The organism is Sporomusa termitida (assembly GCF_007641255.1).
Lineage (GTDB): Bacteria > Bacillota > Negativicutes > Sporomusales > Sporomusaceae > Sporomusa > Sporomusa termitida.
This window is the reverse complement of sequence record NZ_CP036259.1, coordinates 4,383,392-4,398,774: the sequence shown is the minus strand read 5'-3', so window position 1 is coordinate 4,398,774 and position 15,383 is coordinate 4,383,392. Positions and strand designations below refer to the sequence as shown.

The 15,383-nt window shown below is 45.3% G+C and carries 9 protein-coding genes and 1 riboswitch; of the genes, 8 read left to right on the top strand and 1 reads right to left on the bottom strand.

Going from position 1 to position 15,383, the window contains the following annotated elements:
* Positions 1-23: 23 nt before the first annotated feature.
* A complete protein-coding gene (locus tag SPTER_RS20400; RefSeq protein ID WP_144352079.1) occupies positions 24-1,310 on the bottom strand; it encodes a CoA transferase in 1,287 nt (428 codons plus the stop codon).
* Positions 1,311-1,664: 354 nt separating this feature from the next.
* A riboswitch (molybdenum cofactor riboswitch) is annotated at positions 1,665-1,779 on the top strand.
* Between the two features lie 350 nt (positions 1,780-2,129).
* Here SPTER_RS20400 and SPTER_RS20395 point away from each other — a divergent pair.
* The 8 genes from SPTER_RS20395 (at position 2,130) to SPTER_RS20360 (ending at position 15,357) form a co-directional block, all read left to right on the top strand.
* A complete protein-coding gene (locus tag SPTER_RS20395) occupies positions 2,130-4,205 on the top strand; it encodes a sigma-54-dependent Fis family transcriptional regulator (RefSeq protein ID WP_144352078.1) in 2,076 nt (691 codons plus the stop codon).
* A 448-nt stretch (positions 4,206-4,653) separates the two neighbouring features.
* The gene (locus tag SPTER_RS20390; protein WP_246105375.1) at positions 4,654-6,624 is read left to right on the top strand and encodes a methyl-accepting chemotaxis protein; all 1,971 of its coding nucleotides are present in this window, start codon (positions 4,654-4,656) and stop codon (positions 6,622-6,624) included.
* 524 nt (positions 6,625-7,148) lie between these two features.
* Positions 7,149-8,384, top strand: a complete 1,236-nt coding sequence (locus SPTER_RS20385) for an L-lactate MFS transporter (protein ID WP_144352077.1) — start codon at positions 7,149-7,151, stop codon at positions 8,382-8,384.
* Positions 8,385-8,451: 67 nt separating this feature from the next.
* A complete protein-coding gene (locus SPTER_RS20380; RefSeq protein ID WP_211367348.1) occupies positions 8,452-10,068 on the top strand; it encodes a class I adenylate-forming enzyme family protein in 1,617 nt (538 codons plus the stop codon).
* A 33-nt stretch (positions 10,069-10,101) separates the two neighbouring features.
* Entirely contained in the window at positions 10,102-11,580 is a 1,479-nt protein-coding gene (locus tag SPTER_RS20375) for an S-layer homology domain-containing protein (RefSeq protein ID WP_144352076.1), read from the top strand.
* A gap of 148 nt (positions 11,581-11,728) precedes the next feature.
* Positions 11,729-13,024: a trigger factor gene (gene tig / locus SPTER_RS20370; protein ID WP_144352075.1), complete on the top strand. Its 1,296-nt coding sequence runs from the start codon at positions 11,729-11,731 to the stop codon at positions 13,022-13,024.
* A 204-nt stretch (positions 13,025-13,228) separates the two neighbouring features.
* Positions 13,229-14,290, top strand: coding sequence for an NAD(P)-dependent alcohol dehydrogenase (locus tag SPTER_RS20365; protein WP_144352074.1), 1,062 nt, complete (start codon positions 13,229-13,231; stop codon positions 14,288-14,290).
* Positions 14,291-14,400: 110 nt separating this feature from the next.
* On the top strand, positions 14,401-15,357 hold the full coding sequence (locus SPTER_RS20360; RefSeq protein WP_170233348.1) for a CobW family GTP-binding protein: 957 nt from the start codon (positions 14,401-14,403) through the stop codon (positions 15,355-15,357).
* Positions 15,358-15,383: the final 26 nt, after the last annotated feature.

The following is a 15,383-nucleotide window of genomic DNA, read 5'->3' as shown; positions in this document are numbered from 1 at the left end:
AGCTGTTTTTTAAAAACAATGCTTTAATCAATTACCCCCTTGCCTTTTAAGGCTTCAATTTCGTTTTCGTTGTAGCCAAGAAGTTCGGTAAGTACCCTGCTAGTATCCTGGCCCAGGGCCGGGGCGCCACGCCATACCTGCCCCGGGGTTTCTGAGAGCTTGGGTATAATACCAAAGGCTTCAACGTCCTTGTTTAGCGTCTGATCGGTGTATTTTACCCAGTCACCTCTCAGGTGCCAGTGGGGTTCATTGTAAACTTCCTCAGCGGTTTTAATATGTGCTGCTGAGATCTTGTTGTCAATGCAGATGTTTATTGCTTCCTGGGCCGTATGTTCCTTGAAGAATTTTTTGAAAATACCATCCAATTCACGGCCCAACGGACTGGCAACTGCTTCAGGTGAGCTGCTGCATTCTTCGTAGGAGTATTTCTCCGAGTCGATGCCAAAGCCTTTTAATACGTTATTGTAAGCTGTTTTGCCATAGGAACCAAGATTAATATAGCCTCCGTCTCCACATTCAAAAACACCGGCCGGCTGGAAAGCGGTTTGCATAATCCCCTGTCTGTGTTTGAGGGTTTGGCTAGTGGTCCAGAGTACAAAGTTGTCATCCATCAGCCTCATCCAGCTTTCAGTCAAGCTAGCATCGATGCTTTGGCCCTTGCCGGTTTTTTGCGCATTCATATAAGCCATCAGGATGCCATTGACTGCGATTAAACCTGTCAGGTAGTCGCCTATATACTGCTGCGCATAGTAGGGCTCACGGTCAGGATAACCCTGCAGCAAAGCCCACCCGGATTCAGATTGCCCCAAGGGGTCATAGCCGGGTCGGTTTATTTGTCTTTGATCACCGCCAAAGCCAGAAGTCCCGTAACCGCTAATGTGGCAGATAACTAATTTGGGGTTGACCTCCATTAGCATTTCGTCGGAGATACCCAGCTTGTCAATCCAAACCATATTTTCAATCCAAACATCAGAATTCTTAATCAGGGACAAAAAGATTTCTCTGGATTCCGGTATATTCAGGTTGGTCTCCAGTGCGAAACTTAGTTTGTTTCTGGAGTTTTGCACCCAGCCGCCACCGATATGCTTGTTTCCTTCCGCAATCTGCGGTCGCTGATGGCGGGCAGGATCGCCGCCTACTTTGGGCCGTTCAAGCGCAATTACCTCGGCGCCAAAGTCACTCATCATCGTAGCACAGAAGGGAGCCGCCACAACCGTTCCATTGAGCAATACCCTTATTCCCGCAAGTGGTCCAAAAGCAGGGGCGAACAATGGCGCTGGCTTGTGCTCAAGCTTTTCCCAACGATTCATTTTCATCATGTCCTCTCTATTTTATTTTTTCCTCAAAACAAAACCACGCTTCACTGACATGAACCACCCCTTATCTAGTTAATTTTTATTGATAATAACCGGGAATACACCTAAGCCAAATAGCAATGCGAACCGTGCGGCTTACTATATAATTTGATGCAAGTATTGTGCCATAGGTCAAACCCCAAAAATATGCGCCTTATTTAGCTAGGCTGGGACATAATTTCTTAATTGTGACATACCCGTGTCCCAAATTGATTAATAATATCTTGACAATAGCCTGACTTGGCCCGTAGAATAGAATTATCAAACAAAGCAGTATTTTATCCCATAATGAAAAATAGAACATTATAGATGAAGAGCGAGTTCCGAGTCATCATTTCCAGTTCAGGGGGAAGTGATGACCGTAAGGGTGTGAGAAGTAATTTTCATGCCTGCCTTTGAGCAAAGGAAGTCCTTCCGGGGGACTTCCTTTGCTTTTTTGCATCTCGATTCTGCAAGCCATACATGCACAAGCCGGCCTGCTTGGAGTTGTGTTGTGTCGTTTAGAGACATACGGTTTATTACCAAGAATACCGGTTGGAAGCAACACAAAGGGCGGACGGCTTAACCTGGCAGTTGCGGACCGGAGGAACTGCCAGGTTATTTTTCAAGTACTCCCTGTTGAAAGGAAGCTGAATTTGGCAAAGCTGATTTTTTATTTGCAGCCACTCCAGCGATAAAATAGAAAGAAAACTGAAATAAATACGACAATTTTGCCAATGGATAGGGGGATAAGGAAACCAGGAGAAAAGTACAGGTAAGAAAGGGAGCGTCATTATGCAACCTCTGGAATATTTAATCAGCCCCATTATACAAAATTTAAATAATATCAATGCTCAACGCATTAATGCCGAGAATAATATTCTTATAGAGAATATTAAGCAGCAGAAAATGGATTTGCTCCAAAAAAAAATTACGCCAGCTCAAGTTAGCCTGGTTCGGCCGGAAATAGTAGAGTCATGGATAAGATCAAGTGAAAATGGTCTTGACCCTTTAGTTTATAGTAATCCGCCCCTTATGGATGCAGTTTCTTTCGAAAACCGAATTAAAGAAAAAAACTTTTTGATTCAAGCCGCAAGCCCCTATATCTCCCAATTGGAAAATATGCTGTCCCTTATTGAGTCCTATATTTTCCTAAGCGATGAAAATGGCCTTATTCTTCGTGTTGTTCACGCTTTGGGGAAAAATAAGTTCCGCATTAGTCCGGGTACAATTTGGACAGCGGAAACTATCGGAACCTGTGCGCATGATCTGTGTATACATTTTAGGACTCCCATTCAGCTTTGCGGACCCGAACATTTCTGCCGAATATTTAATAATATTTCTGCCTCATCTGCGCCTATTTTTGACGCGAACAGCAATCTGGAAGGAACGCTGACTATATGCAGCCCGCGCTTTGACCGTCAAAATCCATATTCACTGGGCCTTGCTGTTATTATGGCGGAAACAATACAGAAGGAGTTTCAGCTTTCAGTAAATAAGGAATTGTTTCATATTGCGCTTACAGGCACAGAAGATGCTATGATTATGCTTAACGAGTGCGGGGTGATTACAAAAGCTAACGAAGCTGCCGATGCAATATTCAAGCATCTTCCCCAAGAACTTGTAGGTTCACAGATTAGCGACATTATTGAAAACAAGCCTTTTGTCCAGTCTATTTTCGAGACCGAAAAACCCAGTATAAATACTAATATTAGTATTAAAAAAACAAAGCAAAAATTATTTTCGGGCCTGATCCAGCCAATAAAGAATTATAATAATAATAATATAGGTTACTTAATAACGCTTAAACCAGTTAACCAAACACTTAAAGGGTATTCAGGCAATGGTTTTACAACGAGATTTACGTTTGAAAACATAGTAGGCACTTCTCCCCAATCCTTAAAATTAAAAAGTTTGGCAAAAAGATTTGCCCGCTACAATTTTAATGTACTTATACAAGGGGAAAGCGGAACAGGCAAAGAGGTCTTTGCCCAGGCAATCCATAATGAGAGCAGGCCGGATGGCCCCTTTATAGCCGTAAACTGTGCGGCAATTCCCAAAAATCTAATCGAAAGCGAATTATTTGGTTATGAGCCAGGGGCATTTACCGGCGCCGAACGCATCGGCAAACCCGGGAAAATTGAACAAGCCAGCGGCGGTACGCTCTTTCTTGATGAAATTGGCGATATGCCTGTAGCGCTTCAGGCCGTCCTGCTTAGGGTATTGGAAGATAAAATGATTATGCGCTTGGGCGGTACCCGCTACATTCCTGTTGATTTCCGCTTGGTTGCCGCTTCGAATAAAAATCTGTTAGAACTAGTTAAGAAAGAATTATTCCGGGAGGATTTATACTACCGTATATCCGTATTTAAGCTCAATATACCACCATTAAGGGAACGAGGCTCAGACGTTGTTCAACTGATGGATCACTTTATTACTACTTACTCTAATGCGGAGTCTATCGATAAACCTATTTTAAGCAACGCGGCGAAATATATATTATTGCAGTATAACTGGCCCGGGAACATTCGCCAGTTAAGTAACGCAATCTCCTATGCGGTGTGCATGAACACTGACGGTATTATCTATCCTGAACATCTTCCGGATGAAATAGTAAACGCTTCTCCCACTCCTGTCCTGCCGGCAAAAGAGGTAATCGAAACAACGGTAGAGGAAATAGAATCAATAACCGGTAATGAGGCGCTGACAGTTAATCTTTCCGTCAAAGAAATGGAAAAAGAGGTCATTAAAAAAGCTCTCGATAATTCCAATAACCATGTTCGCTATGCAGCGAAAATATTAGGTCTTAGTAAGTCCACTCTTTATAGGAAAATAAAGCAATACGGATTGCAGCCCAATGATGAATTATAATTACAGTCTGTGGTTCAAATTACAGGCCGCTTAGTATAATCATTACTAGAAAAAACCTCAGAGGACGAACCTCTGAGGTTTTTTCCAGTGCGCCCACTATGGTAGCAAGTGCTTGCCGGTGAAAGTCCGATACGGGGTTGATGGGCTGCGCTGCCTAATCAAATTGAGACAAGCTATGCCATAATTGAAGAATTATGTCCCGGCGAAGAATAAAGTAAACCTATTATGGGGGTTGGGATCATGGCACAATAATTGCAACTTGAATTATGCGAAAAGCCGAATATCGGCGCGGTGGAAGGGAGGATTTGACTAAGACAGCGCTTTAGAAAAGGTTCTTTTTATCCAGTTGGAAGTATAACTTGTTCGCATGGATAGTACAACTAAAGCGTCTGACAGTCCGGGGATGAGGCATAAAACAAGGCTTTTCCATAATTAACAGGAGGTTAAGATGAAAAGTATTCAAACGAAACTAACGGTTACTATTCTCGTTATTTTTCTGGCAGCAATGAGTGTTTTGAGTGGCTGCAACTACTGGCGAGCGCGTACAATTATTACCGGAGAAATTACAGAAAACATGGAAACTCTAGCGGAATATTCCGCACTTAGTATTGGTGATTGGCTGGAGAAAGGGATTTATCATCTGGACGGGATAGCAAAGGCGCCGGTAGTTCAAAGTGGCAATCTGGAAGAGATGGCCCCTTTTTTTGTACAAGTCAAAAAAAATATGGTTAAGTTTGCTACTATAGGGTATGTAGCAGGAAATGGCCAAGCAATTGATGCGAAAGGATTTAAGCTTGATTTTGGGGCAAAGGGCTGGTTTCAAAAGGCGATGAGAGGTGAACCCAGCGTATCTGATCCGATTATATCTCCCGCTGGCGATTTGGAGATCGTACTAGCAGTGCCGGTCAGGGGGGAGGGGAAAACTAACGGTGTACTGTTTGGCGCGATCAGTATAGCGGATATTAACCAAAAGGTGCTTGAGATTAAGGCGGGAGAGACCGGCTACGGTTTTATGGTGCAGGAAAATGGCTTAATCATTCTTCATCCGAACCAGGAAATGGCTCAAAAGGCTAATGTTTTTGAAAGTAAAGAGGCAAGTTCTGCAATAAAGGCTGCTTTTGAACGTATGGTCAAAGGGGAAAAAGGGCTGGCCGAATACAATGACAGAGGTATTGCCACCACCGTGGCGTACGCGCCTGTACCGAGGACAGGCTGGTCGCTGGCGGTGAAAGTTCCTACTGCTGAAGTGACAAAAGCAGTTGCGTCGTTAATGGTAATTTCGCTGGTGACAATTATAGTAGTTCTGGTTTTGACGGGTTTAATTATTGCCTGGCGCGCGCGCAGTATGACAAGGCCCCTGCGTGAACTGGAAACTGCCGCTCACAGAATTGCTTTAGGTGATATTTCAGATATAACACTGGATAGTAACGCTAACGATGAGATCGGCCGGCTAAGCCGCAGTTTCCAACAAATGGCCGGAAACCTGCGTAATCTTATTCAAAAAATTCGTAGCGCTACAGAGCAGGTAGCGGCTTCTTCCCAGGAGCTCACAGCTGGTTCAGAGCAATCAGCTCAGGCGGCCGGTCAGATTACCGCAGCAATTACTAATATTGCTGCGGGAGCCGGCGAGCAATCAGCTGCCGCCGATGACACCAGCGCTGTTGTGGAACAGATAGCGACCGGTATTCAGCAAATTGCCGCTAATGCCAACCAGGCAGCCGCTCACTCGGCCCAGGCGGTCCAAAGGGCAAAAGACGGTGATAAAGCTGTAGAGCAAGCAGTACAGCAGATGAGTCAAATTGAAGATACAGTTAACGCTTCTTCTCAGGTTGTAACAAAGCTGGGTGAACGGTCCCAAGAAATTGGTCAAATTGTTGATACTATCTCCGGTATAGCAGGACAGACCAATCTTCTGGCTCTGAACGCGGCTATTGAAGCGGCCAGGGCAGGCGAACAAGGCCGTGGGTTTGCGGTAGTGGCCGAGGAAGTTCGAAAATTGGCTGAACAATCCCAGGCGGCGGCTAAAAAAATTGCTGAGCTTATTGGGGAAATCCAAGCAGATACCGATAGGGCGGTTGGGGCGATGGACAGCGGCACACGGGAAGTCAAAATAGGGGCTGAAGTTGTCAACACAGCCGGCTCTGCCTTTAGGGAAATTGCCGGTTTGGTCACAGGGGTATCAGACCAAGTGCAAGATATTTCAGCAGCCATGCAGCAAATGGCCTTAGGCAGCCAGACTATTGTAAATTCGGTTAAAAAGATGGATGATTTGGGCAAAAAGTCGGCAGGTGAGGCGCAGGGAGTAGCGGCTGCGGCAGAAGAACAATTAGCTTCCATGGAGGAAATCGCAAGTTCCAGTCAAGCTTTAGCGAAGCTAGCAGAAGACTTACAGATGGCAGTAGCAAAATTTCAGATATAGAACAACAGCTCCTCACGGGGTTCAGTTCGGACACCAGCCTGATTTTAGCCGCCATTACTACCCAGTGCACAATCGCTTCTGACCAATGATACCTGGTGTCTGTTCTGAAATTATCGCAACGCTTTAAAAAAATAATACCGTATTGCGGTATTATTTTTTTGTCAAAACGGCTCTATTCCCTATTGTAATGACGTTTTATTGGCAGTAAGTTAACCAATTCAAATTGGGACATCTAAGTTCACAATTTAAGAATTGTGTCCCACTACTGATTAGGCATAAGAAATAACGGGTGTTTCCTAATGGCACGCATATTGCATAAATTTAATATTAGGCAACATGGCAGGCGGCCAGCCATATTGCCGCTGCTAAAAATCCCTGAGGAAAATATTCAGCACTCCAATGCCATAATGTTTTTCTCGATCACAAGGAGGTGTTAGTAGTACCAAGTAAAGCAGCGTAGACAAGAACGGGTAGTCTTAAACCCGGCCTGTCCGATTACCAAAACGAATAATGGGAGGAAAGGTATGAAAACAAACTATAACCGCTGGTTAATTCTCGTTGCAACTATAATCGTTAACATTTGCATCGGCGCCCAATACGCCTGGAGTGTGTTTGCCCTGCCCTTGGCGAAACTATTTGGATGGAGCGGGACAACGCTTGCTTTAGCCTTTACAATCACCTTTGCCACAGGCCCAATTGTCATGATTTGCGGCGGCATGCTGCAAGACCGCAAAGGAGCAAAATTTAATATCGTTCTTGGTGGTGTCCTGTGGGGTATAGGCTTATTTATGACAGGATTTATTTCAAGTCCGGAAGCCCTGTATTTTACATTTTCAGTTGTCGCCGCAGTTGGCGCCGGCATCGTTTATTCCGGCAATGTCGCCAACACGAACAAGTTCTTCCCGGATAAAAGGGGACTTGCTGTTGGTTTGGCTGCAGCCGGGTATGGTTCCGGAGCCATGATTGTCGCTCCGCTTGCCAGTTCACTAATTATCGGTTACGGAGTACTTAACACTTTTAAAATTCTTGGTGCCGCCTTCCTGGTAATTATTATGCTGTGCTCCCTAATTATCAAAGGTGCTCCAGCCGGCTATAAGCCTGAGGGCTGGATACCACCGGTTTCGGCAGGTAAACCGGGGGGCAACGATAAGAATTGGCAACAAATGCTGCAAGATCCTCTATGGTATGTTATGGCCTGTATGTTTGCCATAGCCGCAATGGCCGGTCTTATGATTCTAGCTCATGCTTCACCAATCGGTCAGACAATGTTTAAGTTAGATCCTCAAACCGCAGCCTTTTACGTCAGTTTAATTGCCTTGTTTAACATGGCTGGACGAGTTTGTTTTGGCTTTATATCAGATAAAATTGGACGACCCAATACGGTGGCGATTATGTTTGCGATCTCAGCCAGTATGCTTTTCCTCCTGACTAACACAACTTCAAGTTTTATGTTCGGCGTTGCCGGTGCGGGAGTCGGCGCCTGTTTTGGCGGGGCTCAGGCCGTTTTCCCCTCGCTTGTAGCTGAAAAATATGGGACGAAAAACATCGGCGTAAACTATGGCGTAACCTTTGTTGCCTTCGGCATTGCCGCTTATTTGGGGCCAATGATTGCCGCAAATGTCGCAAAGGCCAGTAATGGAATCTATACGCAGGCCTTTTATATTGGGATGGTCTTAAATATTATCGGTATTGCCGTAGCCTTTATCTACAGACTGCTGGAGAAAAAAGGCAAAAACACCCCCGCAAGCGTGGCTCAATGAGAATTTTGAACCAAGCTCTAACAAGAGTAGCTTACATGAAGTAAAACGATATCATGGAGGCTAAATCATGAATATTCGACCTAAAATACCATTTATTCCATTAGAGCAACAGCCTTATCTTAAAGGACGGCAACTGGAATTTGAGAGTATTGCCCAAATGCTTACTGTACGCGCAAATGAAACTCCAAATGCTCCGCATGTATATTACTACGACCAGACATTAACTTACAAAGATACCAATGATCAGGCCAATAGGGTTGCGAACTATCTCCAAGAACAGGGGGTAAAAAAAGGAGATATCATCGCTGTTATGATAGCGAATTCTCCCGCAATATACTATGCCATGTGGGGGGCTCATAAGCTCGGCGCAATTGCAATGTGTATCCCCACCATGCTCAGAGGCCCGGAAATTTCTTATATTTTGGATGATGCAAAACCAAAGGCAGCTTTTGTTGGCAGTGATTACATGACGGAATTTTTTAAAGGAGTAAAGGAAGCTGGAACTAAGCCAATTATCGTCGAGGCAGTGACTGGAAATAAGTATGAGCCAACAATAGCACAGGATACTCTTGTCGGTATTTTAAATAAGTTTTCGACCGATGAGTGCTTGGTTAAGCAAAAGCCTGAGGATATATTTTTGTTATTGTATTCATCTGGTACGACCGGAAGACCTAAGGGCGTATTACTTGCCAATAAGGCCGGACTGTCGTTATGCCGGGATCAAAACAGAAGCGGAATCGTAACCGGCAATGACGTTATGCTGCTTATTCTGCCGATGTATCACTGTTGCCCATTATGTGTGTTTACCTACCCTATGAGCTATGCTGGGCAAGCTCTCTGTATCCGCCAATTTTCTGTTAACGATTTCTGGCCAACCGTTATTAAATATGGGGTAACAATTATTATGGCTGTTCCTACCATGCTGGACTATATTCTCAATCGGATTGATGTAAAAGGTGTTGATTTATCCAAAGTAAAGATTAAGTACGCCAATACTGGTGCCGGTCCCCTTTCGCTTGAAACGCGCAAACGGCTTAAAGAACTGTATAATATTGATCTCTTGGTGGGCTATGGCCTCACCGAGGGCGGTGGAGGCTGCTGTGTTGAGCCGCCCCTGGGCCGCTATAAGGAAGGATCGTGCGGCATGTCTTATCCTGAACAGCAAATTGAGATAATAGACGACCATGGTAATATACTGCCCAATAACCAAATTGGTGAAATCTGTATAAAAGGCGACAATGTAATGTCAGGGTACCTAAATAAGCCTGAAGAATATGCAAGGGCTATGACGGGTGGCTTTTTACACACTGGCGATGTAGGCTATTTTGATAATGAAGGCTATCTATTTGTGACAGACCGTAAGGGAGATATGGTTGTTCGTGGTGGGGAGAATATCTATCCCCGGGAGATAGAGAACGTATTAGAAGCCAATCAACTAATCGCTGAGGTTGCTGTTATCGGCGTTCCTGACAAGCTGCTTGGCGAGAGACTAAAAGCGTTTATAGTTCCCAAAGTGCAGGGAGCTATGACCGCAGAATCAATAAAAGCGTGGTTGGCGGAGCGAATTGCTGATTTTAAAATTCCTGATTATTACGAATTCTTAACTGCGCTTCCCCGTACGGCAACAGGCAAAGTCCAAAAATTCGAATTGAGGAAAAGAGCAAACTCACCGGGAGAAAACTAGAAGTTAAATAGTAGGAATAGGGGAGAGCTATTTATGACAAACCAGAAACAAATAAAAAAATGGCTAGCCATCATACCAGCGGCACTTATGGCCATTACCCTGAGCGGAACTACCTTGACCCCCGGCACCGCTCAAGCAGCGCTGGCCCAGTCCTTTAATGATGTTCCGCCCAACCACTGGGCCTATGCTGCCGTAACGAAACTGGCCCACGCCGGGATTGTTACAGGCTACGACGACAGTCACTATAAAGGGGACAAAACGATTACCCGTTACGAAATGGCTGTTATTGTGGCGAAAGCAATTGACAAATATGAGGCAGCTAACGACGCCGACCAGCAGGTAATTGATAAGCTGTCGGCTGAATTTGCCAGCGAACTTAACAAGCTGGGCGTTAGGGTAGTGAAAGTAGAAACGAAAACGAATACTTGGATAAGCGGAGAAACGCGGCTGCGTTTTATGGGCAATGAAGCCAATGCCCCCGGTATGGAAAAACTTAAAGGTTCTGATAGATTTGAGTTTCGGCAACGCATTAAGATTAATGGCAATATTAATGAGAACATATCCATAACAGCCCGGTTGAATGCCACTAGCAAAATGGGTAATTACGGTGCTGCCGACGGCAATGCAGTGACCCTCGATATCGCTGCAGTGACCGCCAAAGATACGCTGGGCTTTGATCGTATACGTTTGGGCCGTTATTTCTATGATTCCTTTACACATGGCCTGTTTGGCAAAGCGATTGGTGTTGACGGCGTACGTTTGGACAAAACCATCGGTACTACCCGGTTCACCGGCTCAGTTAATAATGTCGTTGGTAATGGCACTGCAGCAAACGCTTTCAAAGACAGCGCTGCCGGAGATGCTGAAACCGTTACAGCAGCACAACTTACTTTTCAAGCCAGCAACAGGCTTAATCTAACCAGCGGTTATTACTGGTCTGATATTGCCGGCACCAGCGGCAACACCGTAGCCGGCTCTATGAATATCACTACCGGTGATAGTTTTAAAAGCTCGCAAGGCTGGGCTGTAGGCTTTGATGTCAAGCTGGGTGACAAACTGCTGCTTATAAGTGACTATGTTGCCACTAAGCTTAACGGTGTTAATGGAGCGCACCTGGCCGATAGTCCTAAGGGCTGGGCGGTAGAACTTACGAACGCCACCAAAATGCCGCCGGCCTATTTTGAGGCCAAACCTTTAACAGACTATAGGAAAGTCAACGACTTTGGCTGGTCGATTTCGTACCGCAGCGTTGAGGCCGGCGCCGTTCCGTACGGTATTGGCGGCTTTGACGGCCAAGCTGTAAGTGCTACAACAAGGACGACAACGTATCCAACCTATATTAAAGGCACTGACAATATCAAAGGTATATCTATAGCCCTGGCTAGCACGATAGCTAAAAATGTAACCTGGACGATTGGAATGCAAGACCTCAAAATTAAGGATAGCAAGCTTACTGGCGGCGTAAGCGACCTTGGCAAATCGTATATATCTAAAATTGAGTTCTTCTATTAAGATTAAGGACTTTAAAACAAGCTTTTCTTAAGACCCCGGCCCTTCATAGGACACAGCTAGGTGTCCTATGAAGGGCTTGCCAATATCTAAATGATGTCCCCATAATTGCTTACATCATAGGAATCTATTTTTAAAGGAGGAATAATACATGAATACAACTTTAGAAAAGGTAGAGTACGGCGAAGCCCATTTGAAACTCGTAATTGCAGCAGCGACAATGGAAGCAGGCCTTGAAAAGTCATACAAAAAAAATGTTGTTAAATATAACATTCCTGGCTTTAGGAACGGGGCGGCGCCCCGAACGATTTTAGAATCAAAGTTTGGAGCGGAAATCTTTTTGGCTGATGCGCTTGCGTTTGTTGTTCCTAATGAATATTATGCGGCAATTAAGCATTTTGCCCTAAACATTGCCGGTGAACCTGATATTGAAGTCGGTTATATAGAAAAAGGAAAACCTGTTAGTGTTAAAGTCCGCGTACCGGTTAAGCCTGAAATTGCCCTTGGAAAACTGGAAGGCTTGGAGGTCAAAGTACCAAAGGCTGCTGAAGTAACGGCAAAGGCCATTGATATGTATCTGCAAAACTTGTGTTTCCGCAATAAAAGAATAGTCGATAAAGCGAATGAAGCGGTAGCTATGGGGGACACCGTAACGATTGATTATGAATACTCAGTACAAGGCACCGCCATGAGCGAAAAGGAGAAAGATTTTAAATTAACCCTTGGCTCCGGCAACTTTTTCCCTGGTTTTGCAGAAAAATTGGTAGGGGCCAGGAAAGGCGACAAATTGAACGTTGAAATCAGCTTCCCCCGAGAACACGCGATTGTTCAAATAGCTGGCAAAAACGCCACATTCAAAGTGACCGTAAACAAAGTGGAAAACATTCAACTGAGAGAACTGAACGATCAATTCGCTCAGGAAATAGCAAATTTGAATAGTCTGGCGGAATTACGGTTAGACAGTAAAAATAAATTGCTGGCAATGGCCTCCCAACAGGCTGAAAATGCTAAAAAACAAGCTGTTATTAACGCGTTATTGGCGAAATCTCCGTTTACTGTTTCTGATTTGGTTATTAGGCCGCGAGCCCAGGCAATGTTGGCGGAGCTTTCAAACCAATTGCAAGCACAAGGCGGCAGTATTGATTTATATCTGCAAATGGTTAACAGCACTGCGGATAACCTCAAACAGAAAATATGGGAAGATGCTAAAATTATTACCAAGTCAATTTGCATTTTAGAGAAGCTTGTTGAGGCAAAAGATTTTGCGGTGAGTGCTGAAGAATTAAATACTGGTATTAAAACCTTTGCTGCGAGTATCGGCATGGATACGAAAAATGCGCAAAAGAACCTTGGTCCGCTAGTTGAGAAAGTTTTGTTTGATTTAAAAGCAAATAAGGCAATCCAATATTTACTGGATCATGCAGTTATTAAGACTGATATTTTTTAAAAAAGTGAAAAAAAAGGACAAGTTGGCAGTCCCCGCTAAAATAAACGGGACTATCGCCAACACGGTTTGGAAAGCTTGAAACAGAAATCCCTTGCCCGCGTTTTAAAAAATCATATTGATAACAATTATCATTATTGATATAATATAAATTAAATTTAGAATAGTGAATTTAGCAATAAAAACTATTTTTAGGAGGAAGTAATCATGAAAGGCTATGCGATGTTAAAAATCGGTGAATCTGGCTGGATTGAGAAAGATGCTCCTCAATGCGGCCCCCTGGATGCGATCTGCAAACCATTGGCGGTTGCCATATGTACTTCCGATATACATACGCTGTGGGAAGGTGCACTTGGCGAAAGGCATAACATGATTTTAGGCCATGAGTGCTGCGCTGAAGTTACGGCAGTCGGCTCGCTGGTACGTGATTTTAAACCCGGCGACAGGGTTTTGGTGCCCGCAATCACACCTGACTGGAACTCCCTGGAGGCTCAGGCCGGTTATTCGATGCATTCCGGCGGCATGCTGGCAGGATGGAAATTCTCTAACTTTAAGGACGGCGTTTTTGCTGAGTATTTCCATGTGAACGATGCCGACGGCAATCTGGCGCAGCTGCCGGCCAAGATTAACGTCGTCGATGCCTGCATGTTATCCGATATGGTGCCTACGGGCTTCCACGGCGTCGAACTGGCGGACGTCCAGTTCGGCGACATTGTGCTGGTAATTGGCATTGGTCCGGTCGGACTGATGTCTGTGGCGGCTGCCGCTCTGCGCGGCGCGGCCGAAATTATTGCGGTCGGCACCCGCCCCAATTGTATTGCGGCGGCTAAAGAATACGGAGCAACCAGGTTTATCAGCTACAAAGACGGAACTATTGAAGAACAGGTTCTGGCGCTGACAAACGGTAAAGGCGTTGATAAGATCGTGATTGCGGGCGGCGGCGTCGATACCTTTGATGCCGCGATAAAGAGCTTGAAGCCCGGCGGCAAAATCGGCAATGTCAATTATCTCGGTTCCGGCAGCTATGTCAATATTCCCCGCGTAGAATGGGGTGTCGGCATGGGGCATAAGCAGATCAACGGCGGGCTGATGCCCGGCGGACGTCTGCGTATGGAGAAACTGGGCGCGCTGGTAGCCGCCGGCCGGCTGGATGTTTCACTGCTTTCCAGCCATGTCTTTGCGGGCTGGAACCATTTGGAGGAGGCCCTTTTCCTGATGAGGGACAAACCGGCGGATTTGATTAAACCTGTAGTTAAACTGACAGACTGAACCCTGCAAAAATAACAGTCGGTACTTTGGAATTCCTCCAGGTGCTGACTGTTCTGTTTTTATTGCTGGCAGGCATGAGGCGTATAGTAAACAGGAAAAGGGAACTTTACATGAAAATACTAATTGTTGCGGGATTTTTAGGAGCAGGAAAAACAACATTCATTAAAATGCTGGCCGAAAAAACAAACCATAGCTTTGTTGTATTGGAAAACGATTACGGACAGGAAAACATTGATACGGCCCTGCTGCGCTCAGCCACTACTCTAAATATCTATGAGCTGACGGAAGGCTGCGTCTGCTGCACTATGAAACAGGATTTTGCCACCGCCGTCCTCACCATCGCCAATGCTCTCGACCCTGAATTTCTGGTTGTGGAGCCGACCGGAGTAGCGAAGCTGAGCAATATCCTTGCCAACATTAAAAAAATTCAATATGAAAGAATTGTTTTGCTCAAACCGATTACCCTGTTAGACGGCAATACCTTTGATGAGTGTCTGCAAAATTACAGTGAAATTTATACAGATCAACTGGCGGCGGCGGCCAGGATTGTGGTCACTAAAATGGAACAGGCCGATTCCCGGGACCGGCAGCGGTTAGCGCAGGAAATCCGCAGCCGGAATATAAACACCGAGCTGATACTTTCCCCTTATGCCAGCCAGCCCAAAGCCTGGTGGAGCTCCTTATTAGCGGACTTTCTGGATCCCACGCAGGTTTGCCAAGCGGAAAGCACGGATATTATGGAGTTGGAATCTGTTGCTTTAACAGAGATCTCTTTGGCTTCTCCGACCCACTTGATTGCGTTTTTAGAAGCAGTCGTATTTGGCGTATTTGGCAGAATTGTGCGGGCTAAAGGCTTCCTGCCATGCGGCGGCGCGGTGTTGCGTTTTGATGTTGTGAGCCGAACGTACGCTATTACCGGTATGGACAGCGAACCGGCGGCCAGAGCAAGCTGCGTTTTTATAGGCACAAATTTGCGCCGGCACTGGCTGCAGGAGGTTTTGCAGTGTTTATCTGATAATCGCTCTCTGCCCGATTGCGAACAGGTGACGGAATTGCTCAGGCCTTGATGATGGAGGATTCCTGATTTTTCTGC

What these genes read in the sequence shown, in the direction of transcription:
- SPTER_RS20365 (WP_144352074.1), top strand. Translation starts at nt 13,229, where the DNA reads ATGAAAGGCTATGCGATGTTAAAAATCGGTGAATCTGGCTGGATTGAG.
- tig (WP_144352075.1), top strand. Translation starts at nt 11,729, where the DNA reads ATGAATACAACTTTAGAAAAGGTAGAGTACGGCGAAGCCCATTTGAAA.
- SPTER_RS20395 (WP_144352078.1), top strand. Translation starts at nt 2,130, where the DNA reads ATGCAACCTCTGGAATATTTAATCAGCCCCATTATACAAAATTTAAAT.
- SPTER_RS20385 (WP_144352077.1), top strand. Translation starts at nt 7,149, where the DNA reads ATGAAAACAAACTATAACCGCTGGTTAATTCTCGTTGCAACTATAATC.
- SPTER_RS20360 (WP_170233348.1), top strand. Translation starts at nt 14,401, where the DNA reads ATGAAAATACTAATTGTTGCGGGATTTTTAGGAGCAGGAAAAACAACA.
- SPTER_RS20390 (WP_246105375.1), top strand. Translation starts at nt 4,654, where the DNA reads ATGAAAAGTATTCAAACGAAACTAACGGTTACTATTCTCGTTATTTTT.
- SPTER_RS20380 (WP_211367348.1), top strand. Translation starts at nt 8,452, where the DNA reads ATGAATATTCGACCTAAAATACCATTTATTCCATTAGAGCAACAGCCT.
- SPTER_RS20375 (WP_144352076.1), top strand. Translation starts at nt 10,102, where the DNA reads ATGACAAACCAGAAACAAATAAAAAAATGGCTAGCCATCATACCAGCG.
- SPTER_RS20400 (WP_144352079.1), bottom strand. Translation starts at nt 1,310, where the DNA reads ATGAATCGTTGGGAAAAGCTTGAGCACAAGCCAGCGCCATTGTTCGCC.